The 18,022-nt window shown below is 59.7% G+C and carries 16 protein-coding genes; 13 read left to right on the top strand and 3 right to left on the bottom strand.

Going from position 1 to position 18,022, the window contains the following annotated elements; genetic code table 11:
• Positions 1–39: 39 nt before the first annotated feature.
• From cysT to QLG10_RS26365, 3 genes are read left to right on the top strand one after another with little or no spacing between them, the layout of a single operon-like run.
• A complete protein-coding gene (cysT, locus tag QLG10_RS26355) occupies positions 40–858 on the top strand; it encodes a sulfate ABC transporter permease subunit CysT (protein WP_008055402.1) in 819 nt (272 codons plus the stop codon).
• A 13-nt stretch (positions 859–871) separates the two neighbouring features.
• Positions 872–1,744: a sulfate ABC transporter permease subunit CysW gene (gene cysW / locus QLG10_RS26360; RefSeq protein WP_008055400.1), complete on the top strand. Its 873-nt coding sequence runs from the start codon at positions 872–874 to the stop codon at positions 1,742–1,744.
• 4 nt (positions 1,745–1,748) lie between these two features.
• On the top strand, positions 1,749–2,738 hold the full coding sequence (locus tag QLG10_RS26365) for a sulfate ABC transporter ATP-binding protein (RefSeq protein ID WP_188265208.1): 990 nt from the start codon (positions 1,749–1,751) through the stop codon (positions 2,736–2,738).
• A gap of 104 nt (positions 2,739–2,842) precedes the next feature.
• On the opposite strand, the gene QLG10_RS26370 is transcribed toward QLG10_RS26365, so the two are convergent.
• Positions 2,843–3,364 (bottom strand): Mpo1-like protein, encoded by a 522-nt coding sequence (locus QLG10_RS26370; protein WP_110751814.1) that lies wholly within the window; start codon positions 3,362–3,364, stop codon positions 2,843–2,845.
• An 84-nt stretch (positions 3,365–3,448) separates the two neighbouring features.
• Between QLG10_RS26370 and QLG10_RS26375 the strand changes: the two genes are divergently transcribed.
• Together QLG10_RS26375 and QLG10_RS26380 are read left to right on the top strand one after the other, a co-directional pair.
• Entirely contained in the window at positions 3,449–4,135 is a 687-nt protein-coding gene (locus QLG10_RS26375; protein ID WP_110751816.1) for a Crp/Fnr family transcriptional regulator, read from the top strand.
• 57 nt (positions 4,136–4,192) lie between these two features.
• Complete coding sequence (locus QLG10_RS26380; RefSeq protein ID WP_110751818.1) at positions 4,193–4,558, top strand: response regulator; 366 nt, start codon at positions 4,193–4,195, stop codon at positions 4,556–4,558.
• Positions 4,559–4,696: 138 nt separating this feature from the next.
• On the opposite strand, the gene QLG10_RS26385 is transcribed toward QLG10_RS26380, so the two are convergent.
• Positions 4,697–5,701 carry an AraC family transcriptional regulator gene (locus tag QLG10_RS26385; RefSeq protein WP_110751820.1) on the bottom strand — a complete coding sequence of 335 codons (1,005 nt, stop codon included), beginning with the start codon at positions 5,699–5,701 and terminating at the stop codon, positions 4,697–4,699.
• A gap of 100 nt (positions 5,702–5,801) precedes the next feature.
• On the opposite strand from QLG10_RS26385, the gene QLG10_RS26390 reads away from it, so the two are divergent.
• The 5 genes from QLG10_RS26390 to QLG10_RS26410 all read left to right on the top strand — a co-directional run bounded on the left by QLG10_RS26390 (position 5,802) and on the right by QLG10_RS26410 (position 11,321).
• Positions 5,802–6,875 carry a fatty acid desaturase gene (locus tag QLG10_RS26390; protein ID WP_110751822.1) on the top strand — a complete coding sequence of 358 codons (1,074 nt, stop codon included), beginning with the start codon at positions 5,802–5,804 and terminating at the stop codon, positions 6,873–6,875.
• Positions 6,876–7,548: 673 nt separating this feature from the next.
• On the top strand, positions 7,549–8,130 hold the full coding sequence (locus QLG10_RS26395; protein WP_007972928.1) for an alpha/beta hydrolase: 582 nt from the start codon (positions 7,549–7,551) through the stop codon (positions 8,128–8,130).
• Between the two features lie 56 nt (positions 8,131–8,186).
• Complete coding sequence (locus tag QLG10_RS26400) at positions 8,187–9,110, top strand: sigma 54-interacting transcriptional regulator (RefSeq protein ID WP_110751824.1); 924 nt, start codon at positions 8,187–8,189, stop codon at positions 9,108–9,110.
• A gap of 262 nt (positions 9,111–9,372) precedes the next feature.
• Positions 9,373–10,155 (top strand): MetQ/NlpA family ABC transporter substrate-binding protein, encoded by a 783-nt coding sequence (locus QLG10_RS26405; protein ID WP_007972924.1) that lies wholly within the window; start codon positions 9,373–9,375, stop codon positions 10,153–10,155.
• 170 nt (positions 10,156–10,325) lie between these two features.
• Complete coding sequence (locus QLG10_RS26410) at positions 10,326–11,321, top strand: RHS repeat-associated core domain-containing protein (protein WP_282488289.1); 996 nt, start codon at positions 10,326–10,328, stop codon at positions 11,319–11,321.
• A 21-nt stretch (positions 11,322–11,342) separates the two neighbouring features.
• On the opposite strand, the gene QLG10_RS26415 is transcribed toward QLG10_RS26410, so the two are convergent.
• Positions 11,343–12,539 carry an AAA family ATPase gene (locus QLG10_RS26415; protein WP_110751828.1) on the bottom strand — a complete coding sequence of 399 codons (1,197 nt, stop codon included), beginning with the start codon at positions 12,537–12,539 and terminating at the stop codon, positions 11,343–11,345.
• Between the two features lie 182 nt (positions 12,540–12,721).
• Between QLG10_RS26415 and QLG10_RS26420 the strand changes: the two genes are divergently transcribed.
• From QLG10_RS26420 to QLG10_RS26430, 3 genes are read left to right on the top strand one after another with little or no spacing between them, the layout of a single operon-like run.
• The gene (locus QLG10_RS26420; protein WP_110751830.1) at positions 12,722–13,825 is read left to right on the top strand and encodes an efflux RND transporter periplasmic adaptor subunit; all 1,104 of its coding nucleotides are present in this window, start codon (positions 12,722–12,724) and stop codon (positions 13,823–13,825) included.
• Positions 13,822–14,889, top strand: a complete 1,068-nt coding sequence (locus QLG10_RS26425) for an efflux RND transporter periplasmic adaptor subunit (protein WP_110751832.1) — start codon at positions 13,822–13,824, stop codon at positions 14,887–14,889. Before QLG10_RS26420 ends, QLG10_RS26425 begins: the two co-directional genes overlap by 4 nt.
• A complete protein-coding gene (locus tag QLG10_RS26430; protein ID WP_188265204.1) occupies positions 14,886–17,939 on the top strand; it encodes an efflux RND transporter permease subunit in 3,054 nt (1,017 codons plus the stop codon). The genes QLG10_RS26425 and QLG10_RS26430 overlap by 4 nt, the downstream gene beginning before the upstream one ends.
• Positions 17,940–18,022: the final 83 nt, after the last annotated feature.

Genomic DNA, 18,022 nt, shown 5'->3' on the forward strand with positions numbered 1-18,022 from the left:
GCGATTCGAGGCTTTGTGCATTCTCAACCAAGGACTTTTATGTCGCGTCGTATCTCCCCCGTCATACCCGGCTTCGGGCTGACGCTGGGCTACACCTTGGTGTACCTCAGCCTGATTGTGCTCATACCATTGGCGGCGATGTTCGTGCATGCCGCTCAACTCACCTGGGATCAGTTCTGGGCAATTATTTCGGCGCCACGGGTATTGGCGGCGTTGAAACTGAGCTTCGGCACCGCCCTTTATGCCGCAATCATCAACGGCATCATTGGCACACTGCTGGCCTGGGTGCTGGTGCGCTATACCTTCCCTGGGCGCAAAGTCATTGATGCAATGATCGACTTGCCTTTCGCATTGCCTACCGCCGTGGCCGGTATTGCACTGACCGCGCTGTACACCCCCACCGGTCTGGTAGGTCAATTTGCAGCGGATCTGGGTTTCAAGATCGCCTACACCCCCCTGGGCATCACCTTGGCCCTCACTTTTGTGACACTTCCATTCGTAGTACGTACGGTACAGCCGGTGTTGGCCGATATTCCCCGTGAAGTGGAAGAAGCGGCGGCGTGCCTGGGTGCCAAACCCTGGCAAGTTGCCCGTCATATCCTGCTGCCGGCACTGCTGCCGGCCTGGCTCACCGGTTTCGCCTTGGCCTTTGCCCGCGGGGTTGGCGAGTACGGTTCGGTGATTTTCATCGCCGGCAACATGCCGATGAAAACCGAGATCCTGCCGCTGCTGATCATGGTCAAGCTCGACCAGTACGATTACACCGGCGCTACCTCCATTGGTGTACTGATGTTGGTGGTTTCCTTCATTCTGTTGCTGCTGATCAACTTGCTGCAGCGGCGTATCGAAACCCCATAAGGAGGCGCGAACAATGTCCCAATCGTCTATTGCTGCCGCCTCTTCGGCCAACGCTGCCCGCCGTGGCAGTGCAACGTCGCGGCGAATCCTGATCGGCCTTGGCTGGCTGATTTTTGCGCTGTTCCTGTTACTGCCGCTGTTTATCGTGGTGTCCCAGGGTTTGAAAAATGGCCTGGGTGCGTTCTTCACCGCGATCTTCGAACCTGACGCACTGTCGGCGCTGAAGCTTACGGTGATTGCCGTACTGATTTCGGTGCCCTTGAACCTGGTGTTCGGCGTCAGTGCCGCATGGTGCGTGAGTAAGTACTCGTTCCGCGGCAAAAGCATGCTGGTGACCCTGATCGACCTGCCATTCTCGGTATCGCCCGTTATCGCCGGTCTGGTCTATGTGCTGATGTTCGGCGCCCAGGGGCTATTCGGTCCGTGGCTGCAGGATCACGACATCCAGATCGTGTTCGCCTTGCCGGGCATCGTGCTGGCGACGATTTTCGTCACCGTGCCGTTCGTGGCCCGTGAGCTGATCCCACTGATGCAGGAACAAGGCACTCAGGAAGAGGAGGCCGCGCGTTTGCTCGGGGCCAATGGCTGGCAGATGTTCTGGCACGTCACCGTGCCCAACATCAAATGGGGCCTGATTTACGGCGTGGTGCTTTGCACTGCGCGGGCCATGGGTGAATTCGGTGCGGTGTCGGTGGTTTCCGGGCACATTCGCGGGGTGACCAACACCTTGCCGCTGCACGTCGAGATCCTCTACAACGAATACAACCACGTGGCCGCGTTCGCCGTGGCGAGCCTGTTGCTGATCCTGGCGCTCTTCATCCTGCTGCTCAAGCAGTGGAGCGAAAACCGTATTAACCGCCTGCGCGCCAGCGCCGCGGAGGAATGATTTCATGTCGATCGAAGTGCGTAATGTCAGCAAGAATTTCAATGCGTTCAAGGCGCTGAATGACATCAGCCTGAACATTCAGAGCGGTGAGCTGGTGGCGTTGCTTGGCCCGTCCGGCTGCGGCAAGACCACGTTGCTGCGGATCATCGCCGGCCTGGAAACCCCGGACCAGGGCAATATCGTGTTCCACGGCGAAGACGTCTCCGGCCACGACGTGCGTGATCGCAACGTCGGTTTCGTGTTCCAGCACTACGCCTTGTTCCGCCACATGACGGTGTTCGACAACGTCGCGTTTGGCCTGCGCATGAAGCCGAAAAACCAGCGCCCGAGCGAAAGCCAGATCGCAACCAAGGTTCACGAACTGCTGAACATGGTGCAGTTGGATTGGCTGGCTGATCGCTATCCGGAACAACTCTCCGGTGGTCAGCGTCAGCGTATCGCCCTGGCCCGTGCCTTGGCGGTGGAGCCCAAAGTGCTGCTGCTCGACGAACCCTTCGGCGCTCTCGACGCCAAGGTCCGTAAGGAGCTGCGGCGCTGGTTGGCGCGCCTGCACGAAGACATCAACCTGACGTCCGTTTTCGTGACCCACGACCAGGAAGAGGCGATGGAAGTCGCTGATCGCATCGTAGTGATGAACAAGGGCGTGATCGAACAGATCGGCTCGCCGGGTGATGTCTACGAAAATCCAGCCAGCGATTTCGTCTATCACTTCCTCGGCGATTCGAACCGCCTGCATCTGGGCGAAGACAATCACGTGCTGTTCCGTCCGCACGAAGTGTCGCTGTCGCGGCATGAACTGGAAGATCACCATGCGGCCGAAGTCCGGGATATCCGTCCGCTGGGCGCGACCACTCGCGTGACGCTGAAGGTCGAAGGGCAGAGTGATTTGATCGAGGCCGAAGTGGTGAAGGATCACGACAGCCTGATCGGCCTGGCGAAGGGCGAGACGCTGTTCTTCAAGCCGAAGGTCTGGCAGAAAGTCGCCAACATCTAAAGCTTCGTCGGAACGCCGCCCGGAGCAAGCCCGCTCCCACCTTTGACCGAGTTGTTCTGACTGACTCGGTCAAAGGTGGGAGCGGGCTTGCTCGCGAAGGCGTCTTACGCCGCAGCGTTGTTCTGACGCAAACGCACACCCCCCGCCCGCGCCTCGATCTGCTCTTTGAGTTCATGGCGCACCCCCAGCATGAACGCCAACTCAACCACCACAAACAACGGCCCGACAATCAACCCCGTCACATCATCGACAAACGCCGGTTTGCGTCCTTCGTAGTGATGCCCGACAAACTGAATCGCCCAGCCAATCACGAACATCCCGATGCCGCTCGCCAGCCAGACCAGCGTGCTTTGCTGCGCGAGTGCCTGACCGGCCCAAACGCACAGCCCCAGCAACACCGTCATCAGCACGCCGAGGCGCAACTCCAGGCGCAGGTAGAACCACGCCGACGCCAGTGACACCAGCACCGCGGGCGAAAGCCAGCCGCCGGCCCATTGCGGACGGGACAACAAGACCGCCACTGCCACGACGATCAATGGAATGCCGACGAAGTGGGTGGCGATGTTGCGCGGGTCGCGGTGGTAGGCGGCGTATTGACTGAGATGGTCAACGAGGCTTTTTTTCATTGTTATTCCTCCTGTAGGGTGACTGATCATGCCTTGGGGCCATTTCACGCTCTGTCAGCCAGGCGACAATCTCTAGGAGTTTTGATGGATAAGCAGGACTGGCGTGCGCGCCTGATGCGTGGTCAGTGGTTCAGCCATCTGCCTGTGTCCCTACAGGATAGTCTGCTGGGTGCTGCGCGGGTGCGGCACCTGTCAGCGGGTCAGCGCCTGTTCCAGCGTGGCGATCCGCCCTGTGGACTGTACGCGGTGCTTGAAGGTGCGGTGCGCGTCGGCGCCGTCAACGAGCAGGGCAAGGAGGCATTGCTGGGCCTGGTGGAATCGCCTAACTGGTTCGGCGAGATCTGCCTGTTCGACGGTCAGCCACGTACCCATGATGCGTTTAGCGTGGGGCAGAGCACGCTGCTGCACCTCCCGCAAACGGTGTTGCTCAAGATGCTCGACGAACAACCCGGGCACTGGCGGCAACTGGCATTGCTGATGAGTCAGAAACTGCGCATGACCTTCATCAATCTCGAACAGTTGAGCCTGTTGCCGGCCCCGGCCCGGCTGGCGCATCGCTTGCTGATGATCGCCGAAGGCTACGGCCAGCTCGACGAACCGCGTCGCGTCCTGCAACTGCCGCAAGAACAGCTTGCTGCCATGCTGTCGCTGTCGCGCCAGACCACCAACCAGATCCTCAAGGATCTGCAGGGGCAGGGGATATTGCGTCTCGGGTATGGCGAGATCGAAATCCTCGATGTGCAACGGTTGCGGGCGTTGGTTGTTGTTTAAGGGTGGGCTTTACCGGCGAACGCGCTTAGCCTGTCAGAACGACAATCGAGGTGTGCCATGCGTGTACTGCTAGTGGAAGACGAACCAGGACTTGCCAAACGTCTGGCCAGCGGCCTGAGCGAGGCGGGGTTTGCGGTGGATGTGGCGGTCAATGGGATGGACGGCCGGCGCTTTATCGAGGATGGCGAATATGAGCTGATTATCCTCGACGTCATGCTGCCAGGGCTCAACGGTTGGCAGTTGCTGCAACAGATCCGCAAGCTCGGCGCAACCCCTGTGCTGTTCCTCACCACCAAGGACGGCATCGAGGATCGCCTGCGCGGGTTGGAATTGCACGAGGATGATTACCTGCTCAAGCCCTTTGCCGTGAGTGAGCTGGTGGCGCGGGTGCGCAAGTTGTTGCGGCGGGATCGGGGGCGCTGAGTGGTTTGTGTGGTGCCTGTCCGGGCCTCTTCGCGAGCAGGCTCGCTCCCACATTAGACCGGGTCGATCTGAACAACGCGTTCGGGAGCGAGCCCGCTCGCGAAGAGGCCAGACGAGACAACCCACCTTCTGGGTCAATCACCGCAACCCATCCCGAAACTGCCCCGGTGTCATTCCCGTCCAGCGCTTGAACGCACGGCTGAAGCTGCTGGTATCGGCAAACCCCAGCAAATAGCTGATCTCACTCAATGAGCATTGCGGATCACGCAGGTGCAGCAACGCCAGGTTCTCACGGCTTTCGTTGAGCAGCGTATCGAACCGGCAACCCTCATCCGCCAGGTGCCGTTGCAGGCTGCGCAGACTCAGGTGCAGAGCCTTGGCGATGTGTTCGGCGCTGGGTTCGCCTTCCGGCAATTGCTCTTCAATGGCGTCGCGGACCTTGCGTTCCCACGTCAGCGGTTTGAGCTGCGCGAGGGTACGGTTGAGCACGGTTTCGTTGTGTTCGGCCAGTTCCGGGTTGGCATCGTCCAGGTGACTGTCGAAATCAGTCAGCGCGAATTCCAGTCGATCCTCGCCGGTGGCGAAATACACCGGTGAGCGAAATACCTTGTGCCATTGGTGCGGGTCCGCCGGTTCAGGGCGACGCAAGTACACCGCCAGCGGTGCATAGTCGCGGCCCAGGCGATTACGGCAAGTGCGCACATAAATCGCCACGAAGGCGTCGATGGCTTCGAAGGCCGGGGCTGGATTGCCTGGCGGGACTTTCAGATGGAAACAGTAGCGGTCATCGCAGCGGGTCAGCTCCAGCTCCAGGGCGTCGCTGACCACCTGGTGATAGCGCACGATGCGCTCGAAGACTTCGCGCAGACTGCCGCTGGCCACCAATGCATAACCTAGCGCGTGGAAGGTCGTGGGGCTGACGAAGCGCGAGACGCGCAGGCCAATCGCCGGGTCGCCGCTGACCTGCACCGCGATTTCCCACAGGCGCGTGGTGCCGGACAACGGATAGCGCGCATTCGGGTCGTCCATCAGTTGCGGGTCGAGACCGGCCTGCTGGCACAGGGCGGTGCTGTCGAGGCCAAGGGCGTCGAGTTGCTTGCGCAGGGCGCGGGTCCAGCTGGCGAGGGAGGTCGGTTCAGTCATGCTGATTGGCGCTTCCGGTCAACAGGTTGGCGTTCTCGGCTACCGCTCCAGACGTGTGAAGCGGGCAGGATGCGAACATCAATAACCAGAGGATGGAAGCATGCAAGGTACTTCTGCAAGTCCCCAGCGACTGAATGCAGCTGCGCGATCGGCACATATTCGCCAAGTGGTGCTGGCCAAGGGCGTCGAACTGCGCGAGCGTTACCCGATTCTCAAGCACCAGGACGCCTTGGGCGCGGGCATCCTGGCCTTCGCGCTGGCCGGCATGATCGGTTCCGCAGCGCTCTACATCGAGGGCTACATGGCCTGGTGGGTGTGCTTGCTGCTCAATGCTTTTTTCGCTTCCCTGACCCACGAACTCGAGCACGACCTGATTCACAGCATGTACTTTCGCAAGCAGCGGGTGCCGCACAACCTGATGATGGGCCTGGTCTGGCTGGCGCGTCCGAGCACGATCAATCCGTGGATTCGTCGTCACCTGCACCTCAATCACCACAAGGTATCCGGCTCCGAGACCGACATGGAAGAGCGCGCCATCACCAACGGCGAGCCTTGGGGTTTCGCGCGGTTGTTGATGATTGGCGACAACATCATGTCGTCGTTCATCCGCATGCTGCGGGCCAAGACCTGGACGATGAAGCTCAGCATCATCCAGCGCACCCTGAAGGTCTATGCACCGCTGGCGCTGATGCATTGGGGCGCGTGGTATGTGTTTCTCGGCTTCCACGCCGCGAACGGCCTCGCCTACCTGATGGGCACGCCGATCGAGTGGTCGGCGACCACGGTGTCGGTGATGAGCGTGATTGATATCGCCGCGGTGGTGATCATCGGCCCGAATGTGCTGCGCACCTTTTGCCTGCACTTCATCAGTTCGAACATGCACTACTACGGTGACATCGAGCCAGGTAACGTCATGCAGCAATGCCAGGTGCTGAATGCCTGGTGGCTATGGCCGTTGCAGGCGTTCTGCTTCAACTTCGGCAGCAGCCACGGGATTCATCACTTTGTGGTGAAGGAACCGTTCTACATCCGCCAGATGACCGTGCCGGTGGCGCATAAGGTGATGCGTGAGATGGGGGTGCGGTTCAATGATTTCGGGACGTTTGCGCGGGCGAACCGGTTTGTGCGTGAGGAAGAAGCTCAGGGTGAAACCGTAGAGGGCGTGCGCGTCTGATGGCCTCATCGCTGGCAAGCCAGCTCCCACAGAAACCTCTGGTGCACACATGATTTTGTGTACGACGCCGATCCTGTAGGAGCTGGCTTGCCAGCGATAGCGACTTTTCAGGCAACATCAATCCGGCTGAAATGGCGGCTCGCCCAATATTCGGTCGCTGCAGCCCTTACAGAGCAAGGGCGCGGTAGATCACGCATTTTTAATATTCGTTTTTGGTCTATGTATAACGTTAAAAATTACTTTCGGAGATAAGCATTTGACTCGATGATTACGCCATCGGGTAGCGATTTTGCTCGACCTCGGGCAACCCATCGACTTCAGGATTCATTAAACCGACACCTATTTAGCGTGAAACGTTTATACGAGGCATTCACCATGACGTTATTGATCAAGCTGTCGGTGATCACCGCGCGCTGACCGTTTTTCAAGTTTCCTGGGGCCGTCTCCTTGGCAGGGTGCGGCCCCTTTTTTTTACCTGTAGGAGTTGGCTTGCCAGCGAAAGCGGTTTGTCAGGCGGTAGCTCTCTGACTGGAAGGACGCCTTCGCTGGCAAGCCAGCTCCTTCAATTCTTATATTCGATACAGGTCTTAATAAATAGCTTCTTATTCCTTAACGAATATAAATCCCGTCCCTATACTCGATCAGGAACAGACACGCAGCAGGAGAGCTCCCCATGCGCAACGAATCAATTCGCTACCTGATTGTGCCGGGCTGGCAAGGATCGCCGGAAGATCATTGGCAAAGCCACTGGCAGAACAGCTTGCCGAACAGCGCACGGGTGGAGCAGGCCGACTGGCTGACGCCGCGTCGTGAAGACTGGGTGGCGGCGCTGGCCGAGGCCATTGCAGCCGACAGCACTCCCGTCATCCTGATCGCCCACAGCCTTGGCTGCATTACCGTCGCGCACTGGGCGGCTACGGCGCCAGTGCAGTTTCTGCGTCAGGTACGTGGTGCCTTGCTGGTCGCGCCAGCGGACGTCGAACGTCCGGCTTGCGCGCCGGCGCTGCGCAATTTTGCACCGATTCCAACCGACCTTTTGCCGTTTCCCAGCCAGGTTGTCAGCTCTGACAACGACAGCGCCGTCAGCGCGCCGCGGGCTCTGGAGCTGGCGCGTAACTGGGGCGCGGAAGCGGGAATCCTGGCGGGTGCCGGGCACATCAATGTGAAGTCGGGTCATCAGCGTTGGGAGCAGGGTTTTGCCTATCTCTATCGTCTGCAAAACCGCATGGAACACCACGCCCTGCGTCGCGCCTGAACCTTTTGTTTTTTTCAACGCCCCCGTCCTCTGGCGGTTTTGGGCGGGAGTCTGCCATGAGCTTTGAAACCTTTGGCCAGCCACTGCTGACCTTTCCCGATGCTGAAAAAAGTCCCCTGAGCATTCGCGCCAAGGCGCTGGTATTCGTCGACCCGCGCTCGCGGCAATTACGCCAGGAGCTGGAACAGCTGGCACCGCGCTCGATCCCGGTACTGATCCGGGGTGAAACCGGCAGCGGCAAGGAACTGCTGGCCCGGCACATCCATCGCGCCAGTGATCGCGGCGGTTTGTTCGTCTCGGTCAATTGCGGAGCTATCAGCCCAACCTATGCCGATGCCGAATTGTTCGGCTATGCCGCCGGCAGCTACAGCGGTTCTGCCAGCAGCCGCGCCGGTTGGTTCGGTTCGGCCAACGGTGGCACGTTGTACCTGGATGAAATCGGCGACCTGCCGCTGCCGATACAAATCAAATTGCTCGCCGCCCTGGAAAACCACGAAGTGATCCGCGTCGGTGCGCATCAACCGAGCCCGGTGGACGTGCGCCTGGTCGCCGCTACCAGTATCGACCTGGCCCAGGCTGTCGCCGCCGGGAAATTCCACGAGCGGCTCTACCACTACCTCAGCGAAGGTCAGCTCGAACTACCGGCACTGCGCGACCGTGTGGGCGACATCCTGTCGCTGGCTGAATACTTCCTCGGCATCTACAGCCAGCGCCTGGACCTGCCGGTGCCGTTGATCAGCGAGGCCGCGCAAGCCGTGCTGGAGCGACATAGCTGGCCGGGCAATACCCGTGAGCTGGAAAACGTCATTCACTTTGCGCTGTTGGTGAGTACCGGCGACGAGATTTTGCCGGAGCATTTGAATTTGCCTGATGAAGGCCTGAAGCAGGTCGAACAGCAGCTCAAGCGGATACTCGGCAGCGGCTCCACCACTGAGAAAGAAGCCTTGAAACGCCTTCTACAAAACGCCGGCCTCCTGTAGGAGCTGCCGCAGGCTGCGATCTTTTGATTTTCAGCTGCCTTGAGGTCACAAAGGAGCAAAATCAAAAGATCGCAGCCTGCGGCAGCTCCTACATGGGCTGTGGCGATGTATGAACAAAATGGAATATGAAAGTGAATAAAAGATATTGTTCGGGAATAAAAAATCCCGGTATTGTCCGCGTCACGCCAGCGATAGCACTTCGCTGGCACCTAAATATCTAGCCGTCGCCACAAGCGACTGTGATTTTCGATAAGGACACTGCATGAAAAAGGTTCTGTTGTTCACCGCACTGGCGGCTGCCCTGACTGCGGGCCTGGCACAGGCTGGCGAGAAACTGGTGGTTGCGGCGACCCCGGTTCCACACGCCGAGATTCTCGAACTGATCAAGCCAACCCTCGCCAAAGAAGGCGTGGACCTGGAAATCAAGGTTTTCACCGACTACGTTCAGCCGAACGTGCAGGTCGACCAGAAGCGTCTGGACGCCAACTACTTCCAGACCCTGCCGTACCTGAAGAGCTTCAACGAAGGCAAAGGCACTCACCTGGAAACCGTGATCGGCGTTCACGTCGAACCGTTCGGTGGCTACTCGAAGAAAGTCAAAACCCTGGCCGAGCTCAAAGACGGCGCGACCATTGCCATCCCTAACGAAGGCAGCAACAGCGGCCGTGCCTTGATCCTGCTGCAGAAGGCTGGCCTGATCGAGTTGAAAGACCCGAAGAACGCCCTGGCCACGCCTAAAGACATCGCCAAGAACCCGCACAACTTCAAGTTCAAGGAGCTTGAGTCCGCCATGCTGCCGCGTGTACTGGACCAGGTTGACCTGGACATGATCAACACCAACTACGCGCTGGAAGCGGGCCTGAATCCGGCCAAGGATGCACTGGTGATCGAAGGTGCCGATTCGCCTTACGTGAACTTCCTGGTGGCTCGTCCTGATAACAAGGACAGCGTCGCCATCCAGAAACTGGCCAAGGCCCTGACCAGCCCGGAAGTGAAAGCATTCATCGAGAAAAAGTACAGCGGCGCGGTTCTGCCAGCGTTCTGATTCGCGAGGTAAACCCGTTCCAGGTTTCCAACGCCGACGGCTGATACAGCGTCGGCGTTTTTTATTGGACCCATTCAAGAAATCGCTTCGTCTCCAAAACTAGCAGTTCTGCTAGGTGCCTTGATCCTTCTGGCAGTGCAAGCTAAATGCCTCCAATGGAGGTGCTCACAATGCTGACAAGCCTGTTGTGTCGCTATCGCTATGACGCTCTGGATCAGTTGATTTGGCGTGAGCCTGTCGGGAAAGAAAAGCTGCAACGATTTTACCGACGCGAGCATCTGGTCACCGAGCTGCAGGGGCAGGCCGGCCAGGGTGTGTTCCAGCACGACAGGCATTTGTTGGCGCTGCACTTACACCAGGGTGCTGCGTTCAATCGCCAGTTGCTGGGCACTGATCAGCAGCGATCTGTGTTACAGCTTGTCGATAGCGGTGGAACGGTGCATCAGGTTTATGCTCCCTATGGTCACCGACATGCCGATACGCGCCCTGGAAGTTTGCTGGGATACAACGGCGAGGCGCTCGATCCGGTCACCGGGCATTACTTGTTGGGCAATGGCCATCGGGCGTTCAATCCGGTGTTGATGCGGTTCAACAGCCCGGATTCCTTGAGTCCGTTCGGTCAAGGCGGGTTGAACGCCTATGCCTACTGTCAGGGGGACCCGCTGAACTTCAGGGATCCGACGGGCCAAGAGGCCGAGCCAAACTGGCAACCCTGGTTTTTCCTTGCAATGTCGGCCCTTAATTTTGTTTCGGCTGGAGTCGGGCTTTTCTCGGCAAGGCTCGCTGTCACCGGTTCAAAAATCAAGAGTGCTCCGTCTTCTGCATCGCTCTCGAAACAATCCAACCATGCCGGCATGGTCGGGGCTGTGACAGGATTTATCGGGGGCGGGGTGGGGGTGGTGAGGTCCGCGCTGAATGCCACGGATCCGGATAATTCCGCTCAGGATCCTCTGCTCATCACACTGGCCGCTTTTAGCGTGTTGTCCTTTACGGCTTCAGCTGCTTCGGTGTTTTACAGCATGCGTGCTGACAAGATGAACAGAATTGAAGGCGTGAAGGTTGCCTACAGTGGGCCAAAACCAGGGAACAATAAAAATCCTATGGCAGCTTCGCCGGTATCGCCAAAAACAGATCGTGTAAAAGACATTCGTCGTCATTCCATTTAGATCAGGCGCAACATCGATACATCAATCCGGCCAATACCACGCGGGCTCATCCAGCATGCGCTGTCCGACAATCCCGGTTTGCCCGAGGTTTTTCTCCAGCACGATGCAATTGCACGCCGGGTCTTCCTGTAACGCCGAAATCAGGCGCCGCGCATGGGACACCACCCACACCTGGCACTGCTCCGACGCCCGGATAATCAGGCGCGCCAACGCCGGCAGCAGATCCGGATGCAGGCTGGTTTCCGGCTCGTTCAGCACCATCAATGTCGGCGGCCGGGGCGTCAGCAGTGCCGCCACCAATAGCAAATAACGCAGCGTCCCGTCCGACAACTCCGCCGCGGACAATGGCCGCAACAAGCCTTCCTGATAAAACTCGATAGCAAAACGGCCGCCGGCCAGCGGTTCGATGTGCAGTCGTGCACCGGGAAATGCGTCGCTGATCGCGTTGCGCAATGCCTCGGGATCGCCGATTTCGATAATGGTCTGCAATGCCGCGGCCAGGTCCCGACCGTCGTGGTGCAGCACCGGCGTACGCGTACCCAGTTGCGGCTGACGCACCGGTGCGTCGGCGTCGCTGCGAAAGTGATCGTAGAAGCGCCAGCGGCGGATGAACTCGCGCATCTCCAGCACCTCTGGCGAGTTACGCAGGCACCCGACCTGATCGAACAGGCTGTCGAAATTCGGCGTGTGCTGAGCCAGCACGTCCCAACTGCGGTTGGCTCGAGTACGGACCATCGGGCCGTCGCGGTCCACCAGAAGACTTGCTGGACGATAGAACGGTCCGGCCCAGAGACACTCGCGCTTGATTTGCGGGTCGAGGCTGAAACGTGAGGGGATGGGCGCGTCGTGCCCGGGTAGCATGAAATGGCCATTGGAGTCGGGCAATCCCAGGCTGATCGAGTATCCGAATTCTTCTCCGGTAAATCCCAATCGCAGACGCTTCACGCCCTGTCGCACCGTCGCCTCTACCGGCACTTCGCCATTGCGCATGCGCCGGGTGATGGTTTCCGGGCCGGCCCAGAAGGTCGAATGAAGTCCACCCTCGCGAGCCAATGCATTGACCACGCCACCCTGAGCCGTTTCCGCCAACAGGCGCAGTGCGCGGTAGAGATTGGATTTGCCACTGCCGTTGGGGCCAGTAATCAGGTTCAACCGACCCAGCGGAATGACCAGTTTGTTGATCGAGCGGTAATTGGCCACCGCAAGGGTCTTGAGCATGAAGGACGTTCTCTGTAGGCGCTGCCGGAGACTGCGATCTTTTGATCTTTATCATTTAAATGCAAAAGATCTCAGCCTTTCGCAGCTCCTGTGTAGGAAATGACGATTATTGCGTGGGCGAAGGTTAATCCCTGTTCTAAGCTCACATGCGAATCGCGCCCGTTAAACGCAAAGGAGTCTGCATGGTTGGTCCCGGAATGAAAATAGCGCTTGGCCTGAGCCTTTTGGCCTTGCTGAGCGCCTGCAGTGAAGAGGCGCCGGTCGAAAAGAACCGGCCCCGGGTTTTCGTGCAAGAGGTCAAGCTGGCCGACTACGCCGTCAACATCACGTTGACCGGTGATGTCCAGGCCCGGGTGCAGACCGAGTTGTCGTTCCGCGTCGGGGGCAAGATCATCCAGCGTATGGTGGATGTCGGTGACCGGGTCTCGGCCAGGCAGGTACTCGCCAGGCTCGATCCCAAGGACCTGCAGACCAACGTCGATTCGGCCCAGGCCCAGGTCGTCGCGGAGCAGGCCAAGGTCAAGCAGAACGCCGCGGCCTTTGTGCGCCAGCAGAAATTGTTGCCCAAGGGCTATACCAGCCAGAGCGAATACGATTCCGCCCAGGCGGCCTTACGCAGCACCCAAAGTTCGCTGGCGGCTGCCGAGGCGCAACTGGCCAACGCCCGTGAACAATTGAGCTACACCGCGTTGATCGCCGACGCACCGGGCGTGATCACGGCGCGGCAGGCCGAGGTCGGCCAGGTGGTGCAGGCCACGGTACCGATTTTCAGCCTTGCCCGGGACGGGGATCGGGATGCGGTGTTCAACGTCTACGAGTCGCTGCTGGCCGAGCCACCGTCGGACAGGGCGGTGGTGGTCAGTCTGCTGGATAATCCGGCGGTCAAAACCACCGGGACCGTGCGGGAAGTCACTCCGGCCGTCTCCGAGCAAACGGGTACGGTGCAGGTCAAAGTCACCCTCGACAGCTTGCCGCCAGGGATGCAATTGGGCTCGGTGGTGAGTGCCACCGCCAATACCCGAGGTAAATCCGCCGTCGAGCTGCCGTGGTCGGCGCTGACCAAAAATGTCAGCGAGCCGGCGGTGTGGCTGGTGGATGGGGAGGGCAAGGCGCAATTGCACAACGTCAAGGTTGGCCGCTACCTGACCGGTAAAGTCATCATCAGCGCCGGTCTGACCGGCGGTGAAAAAGTCGTCATCGCGGGCGGTCAGTTGCTGCACCCCGGTGTGACGGTGGAAATCGCCGAAGACACCTACAAGGATTTGTCTGTGGGGGCTGCGCAATGAAGCGTCTGTTAGTGGTGCTCGCCGGTATGATGCTGCTGGCCTGCTCGAAAGAAGAACCCGCCCCGGAAATGGTGCGTCCAGTGTTGTCGATCACGGTCAAGGCCTTGGATGAGCAGAATCTCGGGCGTTTCGCGGGCAGCATCCAGGCCCGTTATGAAAGCAATATCGGTTTCCGAGTGCCGGGGCGCATTGCCAGTCGCAGCGTCGATGTCGGTGCCGAAGTCGACAAAGGGGCCTTGCTCGCCACGCTTGATCCCACCGATCAGCAGAACCAGTTGCGTTCGGCCGAGGGCGATCTGGCGAGTGTCCAGGCACAACTCATCAATGCCCAGGCCAGCGCCCGGCGACAGCAGCAATTGTTCGATCGCGGGGTGGGCTCCCAGGCGCAGCTCGACAGCGCACTCACCGACCTGAAAACCACCCAGGCCTCGCTCGACCAGGCCAAGGCCGCGGTCAGCCAGGCCAGGGACCAGCTCAACTACGTCGAGTTGCGCGCCGATCACAAGGCCGTGGTCACGGCGTGGAGTGCCGAAGCCGGGCAGGTCGTCACCGCGGGTCAGCAGGTGGTCACTTTGGCGCAGCCGGACATCAAGGAAGCGGTGATCGACCTGCCCGACACCTTGATCGACCAGTTGCCCGCCGACGTGGTGTTCCAGGTTGCCTCGCAACTGAACCCGAACATTGCCACCACGGCCATTGTGCGTGAAATCGAACCCCAGGCCGAAAGTGCGACCCGTACCCGGCGCGCACGCCTGACGCTGACCGAAACACCGCCGGCGTTTCGCCTCGGCACGGCGATCAGCGTGACCTTGAGTAGCGCAATCAAGCCGCGCATCGAGTTACCCCTGAGTGCCTTGCAGGAGGTCGACGGCAAAAACCGCGTCTGGGTCATTGATGCGCAGACGCAAACGGTTTCTCCAAGGGACGTCAGCATCGTCAGCCGTACGCAAAATACGGTGGTGCTGGCCAACGATATCAAGGCTGGCGAGCGAGTCGTCAGTGCCGGTGTGAACAGCCTCAAGCCGGGGCAGAAAGTGAAAGTCGATGAGGGCAACCCACAATGAAAGGGAGTTTCAACTTATCCGAATGGGCCCTCAAGCATCAGTCGTTCGTCTGGTATTTGATGTTTGTTTCTCTGCTGATGGGCGTCTTCTCGTACCTGAACCTGGGTCGCGAGGAAGACCCGTCGTTCACCATCAAGACCATGGTGATCCAGACCCGCTGGCCCGGTGCAACCCAGGAAGAAACCCTCAAGCAGATCACCGACCGTATCGAGAAAAAGCTCGAGGAGCTTGATTCCCTCGACTACGTGAAAAGCTATACCCGCCCCGGCGAATCCACGGTCTACGTCTACTTGCGCGACACCACCAAGGCCAAGGACATCCCGGAAATCTGGTACCAGGTGCGCAAGAAAATCGGCGACATCCGCTACTCGTTTCCCCAGGGCATTCAGGGGCCGTCGTTCAACGACGAGTTCGGTGACGTGTTTGGTTCGATCTACGCCTTTACCGCCGATGGCCTGTCGTTGCGCCAGTTGCGCGACTACGTCGAGCAGGCGCGCGCCGATATCCGCGGTGTGCCGGGGCTGGGCAAGATCGAGATGGTCGGCCAGCAGGATGAAGTGCTCTACCTGAATTTCTCGACACGCAAACTGGCGGCGCTGGGCATCGACGAACAGCAAGTCGTACAAGCCCTGCAGACCCAGAACGCCGTGACGCCGTCCGGGGTGATCGAAGCCGGTCCGGAGCGGATTTCCGTGCGCACGTCCGGGCAGTTCATTTCCGAGAAGGATCTGGCCAACGTCAACTTGCGGCTCAATGACCGTTTCTATCGCCTGGCCGATATCGCCGATATTCGCCGTGGTTACGTCGACCCGTCGACCCCGGAATTTCGCTTCAATGGCCAACCCGCCATCGGTTTGGCCATTGCGATGCAAACGGGCGGCAACATCCAGGACTTCGGCAAGGCCCTGCACCAGCGCATCAATGAGCTGACGGCCAATCTGCCGGTGGGCGTCGGTGTGCACAACGTGTCCGATCAGTCTGTCGTCGTGGAAGCGGCCGTAGGCGGGTTCACCAGTGCGTTGTTCGAAGCCGTGGTGATCGTGTTGGTGGTCAGCTTCATCAGTCTCGGCGTACGCGCGGGGCTGGTGGTGGCGTGCTCGATCCCACTGGTGCTGGCGATGGTCTTTGTGTTCATGGAATACAGCGGCATCACCATGCAACGGATTTCCCTCGGCGCATTGATCATCGCCCTCGGACTCCTGGTGGATGACGCGATGATCACCGTCGAGATGATGGTCTCGCGTTTGGAACTGGGCGAAACCAAGGAACAGGCCGCGACCTTTGCCTACACTTCGACCGCCTTCCCGATGCTCACCGGTACACTGGTAACAGTGGCGGGTTTCGTCCCCATTGGCCTCAATGGCAGCTCGGCCGGTGAATACACCTTCACCCTGTTTGCGGTCATTGCAGTGGCCATGTTGGTCTCGTGGGTTGTCGCGGTGTTGTTCGCCCCGGTGATTGGCGTGCACATCCTCAGTACCAATGTGAAGCCGCACTCGGCAGAGCCCGGGCGCCTCGGGCGGGCGTTCAATGGCGGCCTGCTGTGGAGCATGCGTAACCGCTGGTGGGCGATCGGCATAACGGTGCTGCTGTTCGGGTTGTCGGTGGTCGGCATGCGCTTTGTCCAGAACCAGTTCTTCCCGGCCTCTGATCGCCCGGAAATCCTGGTGGATCTGAACCTGCCGCAAAATGCCTCGATTGATGAAACCCGCAAAGCCGTGGATAAACTTGAAGCGACCCTCAAGGGCGACCCCGACATCGTGCGCTGGAGTACCTACATCGGCCAGGGCGCGATTCGTTTCTACCTGCCCCTCGACCAGCAACTGCAGAACCCTTACTACGCACAGCTGGTGATTGTGAGTAAAGACTTCGAGACGCGCGCAGCCCTCAGCGACCGCCTGCGCGAACGCCTGCGCAAAGACTTCGTCGGCATCGGCAGTTTCGTCCAGGCCCTGGAAATGGGCCCACCCGTGGGGCGGCCAATCCAGTACCGCGTCAGCGGCCCGGACATTGACCAGGTGCGCAAACATGCCATCGATCTGGCCAGCCAACTGGACAAAAACCCGCACATCGGCGAAATCATTTTCGACTGGAACGAGCCAGGCAAGGTACTGCGCATCGACATCGCCCAGGACAAGGCACGCCAGCTCGGCTTGTCGTCCGAGGACGTGGCGAACCTGATGAACAGCATCGTCAGCGGCTCGACGGTGACCCAGGTCGACGACGATATCTATCTGATCAACGTGGTCGGTCGCGCCGTGGACGCCGAGCGGGGCTCACCGGATACCCTGCAGAACCTGCAGATCCTCACACCGGGCGGCACCTCCATTCCACTGCTGGCGTTTGCCACCGTGCGCTACGAACTCGAGCAACCGCTGGTGTGGCGTCGCGACCGCAAACCGACGATCACCATCAAGACGGCGGTCATCGGTGATATCCAGCCAACCGATCTGGTGACCCAGCTCAAGCCGGATATCGAAAAATTCGCCGCCTCGTTGCCGGCTGGCTACAAGGTCGCCACGGGCGGTACGGTGGAGGAAAGCGCCAAGGCCCAGGGGCCGATCAACAAGGTGGTGCCGTTGATGGTGTTCCTGATGGCCACCTTCCTGATGATTCAGTTGCACAGCGTGCAGAAGATGTTCCTGGTGGCCAGCGTCGCGCCGCTGGGCTTGATTGGCGTGGTGCTGGCGCTGGTGCCGACCGGAACGCCGATGGGCTTCGTGGCGATCCTCGGCATCCTGGCGCTGATCGGTATCATCATCCGCAACTCGGTGATCCTGGTGACCCAGATCGATGAGTTCGTGGCACAAGGTTCGTCACCCTGGGATGCGGTGGTGGAAGCTACCGAGCATCGTCGTCGACCGATCCTGCTGACCGCGGCGGCGGCGAGCCTGGGCATGATCCCGATTGCCCGGGAAGTGTTCTGGGGGCCGATGGCCTACGCGATGATCGGCGGGATCATCGTCGCCACCTTGCTGACGCTGCTGTTTTTGCCGGCCTTGTATGTGGCCTGGTACAAGATTCGCGAGCCGAAGAAAGAAGTGCGCTAAGACGAGCGTTGCGCGCTCATCGCGGGCAAGCCCGCTCCCACAGTTGATCGCGTAGTTATGAACAACGCGATCCCTGTAGGAGC

Origin of the sequence: Pseudomonas sp. V98_8, from assembly GCF_029967975.1 — a bacterium.
GTDB lineage: Bacteria > Pseudomonadota > Gammaproteobacteria > Pseudomonadales > Pseudomonadaceae > Aquipseudomonas > Aquipseudomonas umsongensis.

Bases quoted from the DNA above. Each gene is read 5' to 3' on its own strand.
- QLG10_RS26405 (WP_007972924.1), top strand. From the start codon at position 9,373: ATGAAAAAGGTTCTGTTGTTCACCGCACTGGCGGCTGCCCTGACTGCG.
- cysT (WP_008055402.1), top strand. From the start codon at position 40: ATGTCGCGTCGTATCTCCCCCGTCATACCCGGCTTCGGGCTGACGCTG.
- QLG10_RS26385 (WP_110751820.1), bottom strand. From the start codon at position 5,701: ATGACTGAACCGACCTCCCTCGCCAGCTGGACCCGCGCCCTGCGCAAG.
- QLG10_RS26395 (WP_007972928.1), top strand. From the start codon at position 7,549: ATGCGCAACGAATCAATTCGCTACCTGATTGTGCCGGGCTGGCAAGGA.
- QLG10_RS26425 (WP_110751832.1), top strand. From the start codon at position 13,822: ATGAAGCGTCTGTTAGTGGTGCTCGCCGGTATGATGCTGCTGGCCTGC.
- cysW (WP_008055400.1), top strand. From the start codon at position 872: ATGTCCCAATCGTCTATTGCTGCCGCCTCTTCGGCCAACGCTGCCCGC.
- QLG10_RS26375 (WP_110751816.1), top strand. From the start codon at position 3,449: ATGGATAAGCAGGACTGGCGTGCGCGCCTGATGCGTGGTCAGTGGTTC.
- QLG10_RS26420 (WP_110751830.1), top strand. From the start codon at position 12,722: ATGGTTGGTCCCGGAATGAAAATAGCGCTTGGCCTGAGCCTTTTGGCC.
- QLG10_RS26400 (WP_110751824.1), top strand. From the start codon at position 8,187: ATGAGCTTTGAAACCTTTGGCCAGCCACTGCTGACCTTTCCCGATGCT.
- QLG10_RS26430 (WP_188265204.1), top strand. From the start codon at position 14,886: ATGAAAGGGAGTTTCAACTTATCCGAATGGGCCCTCAAGCATCAGTCG.
- QLG10_RS26365 (WP_188265208.1), top strand. From the start codon at position 1,749: ATGTCGATCGAAGTGCGTAATGTCAGCAAGAATTTCAATGCGTTCAAG.
- QLG10_RS26380 (WP_110751818.1), top strand. From the start codon at position 4,193: ATGCGTGTACTGCTAGTGGAAGACGAACCAGGACTTGCCAAACGTCTG.
- QLG10_RS26370 (WP_110751814.1), bottom strand. From the start codon at position 3,364: ATGAAAAAAAGCCTCGTTGACCATCTCAGTCAATACGCCGCCTACCAC.
- QLG10_RS26410 (WP_282488289.1), top strand. From the start codon at position 10,326: ATGCTGACAAGCCTGTTGTGTCGCTATCGCTATGACGCTCTGGATCAG.
- QLG10_RS26390 (WP_110751822.1), top strand. From the start codon at position 5,802: ATGCAAGGTACTTCTGCAAGTCCCCAGCGACTGAATGCAGCTGCGCGA.
- QLG10_RS26415 (WP_110751828.1), bottom strand. From the start codon at position 12,539: ATGCTCAAGACCCTTGCGGTGGCCAATTACCGCTCGATCAACAAACTG.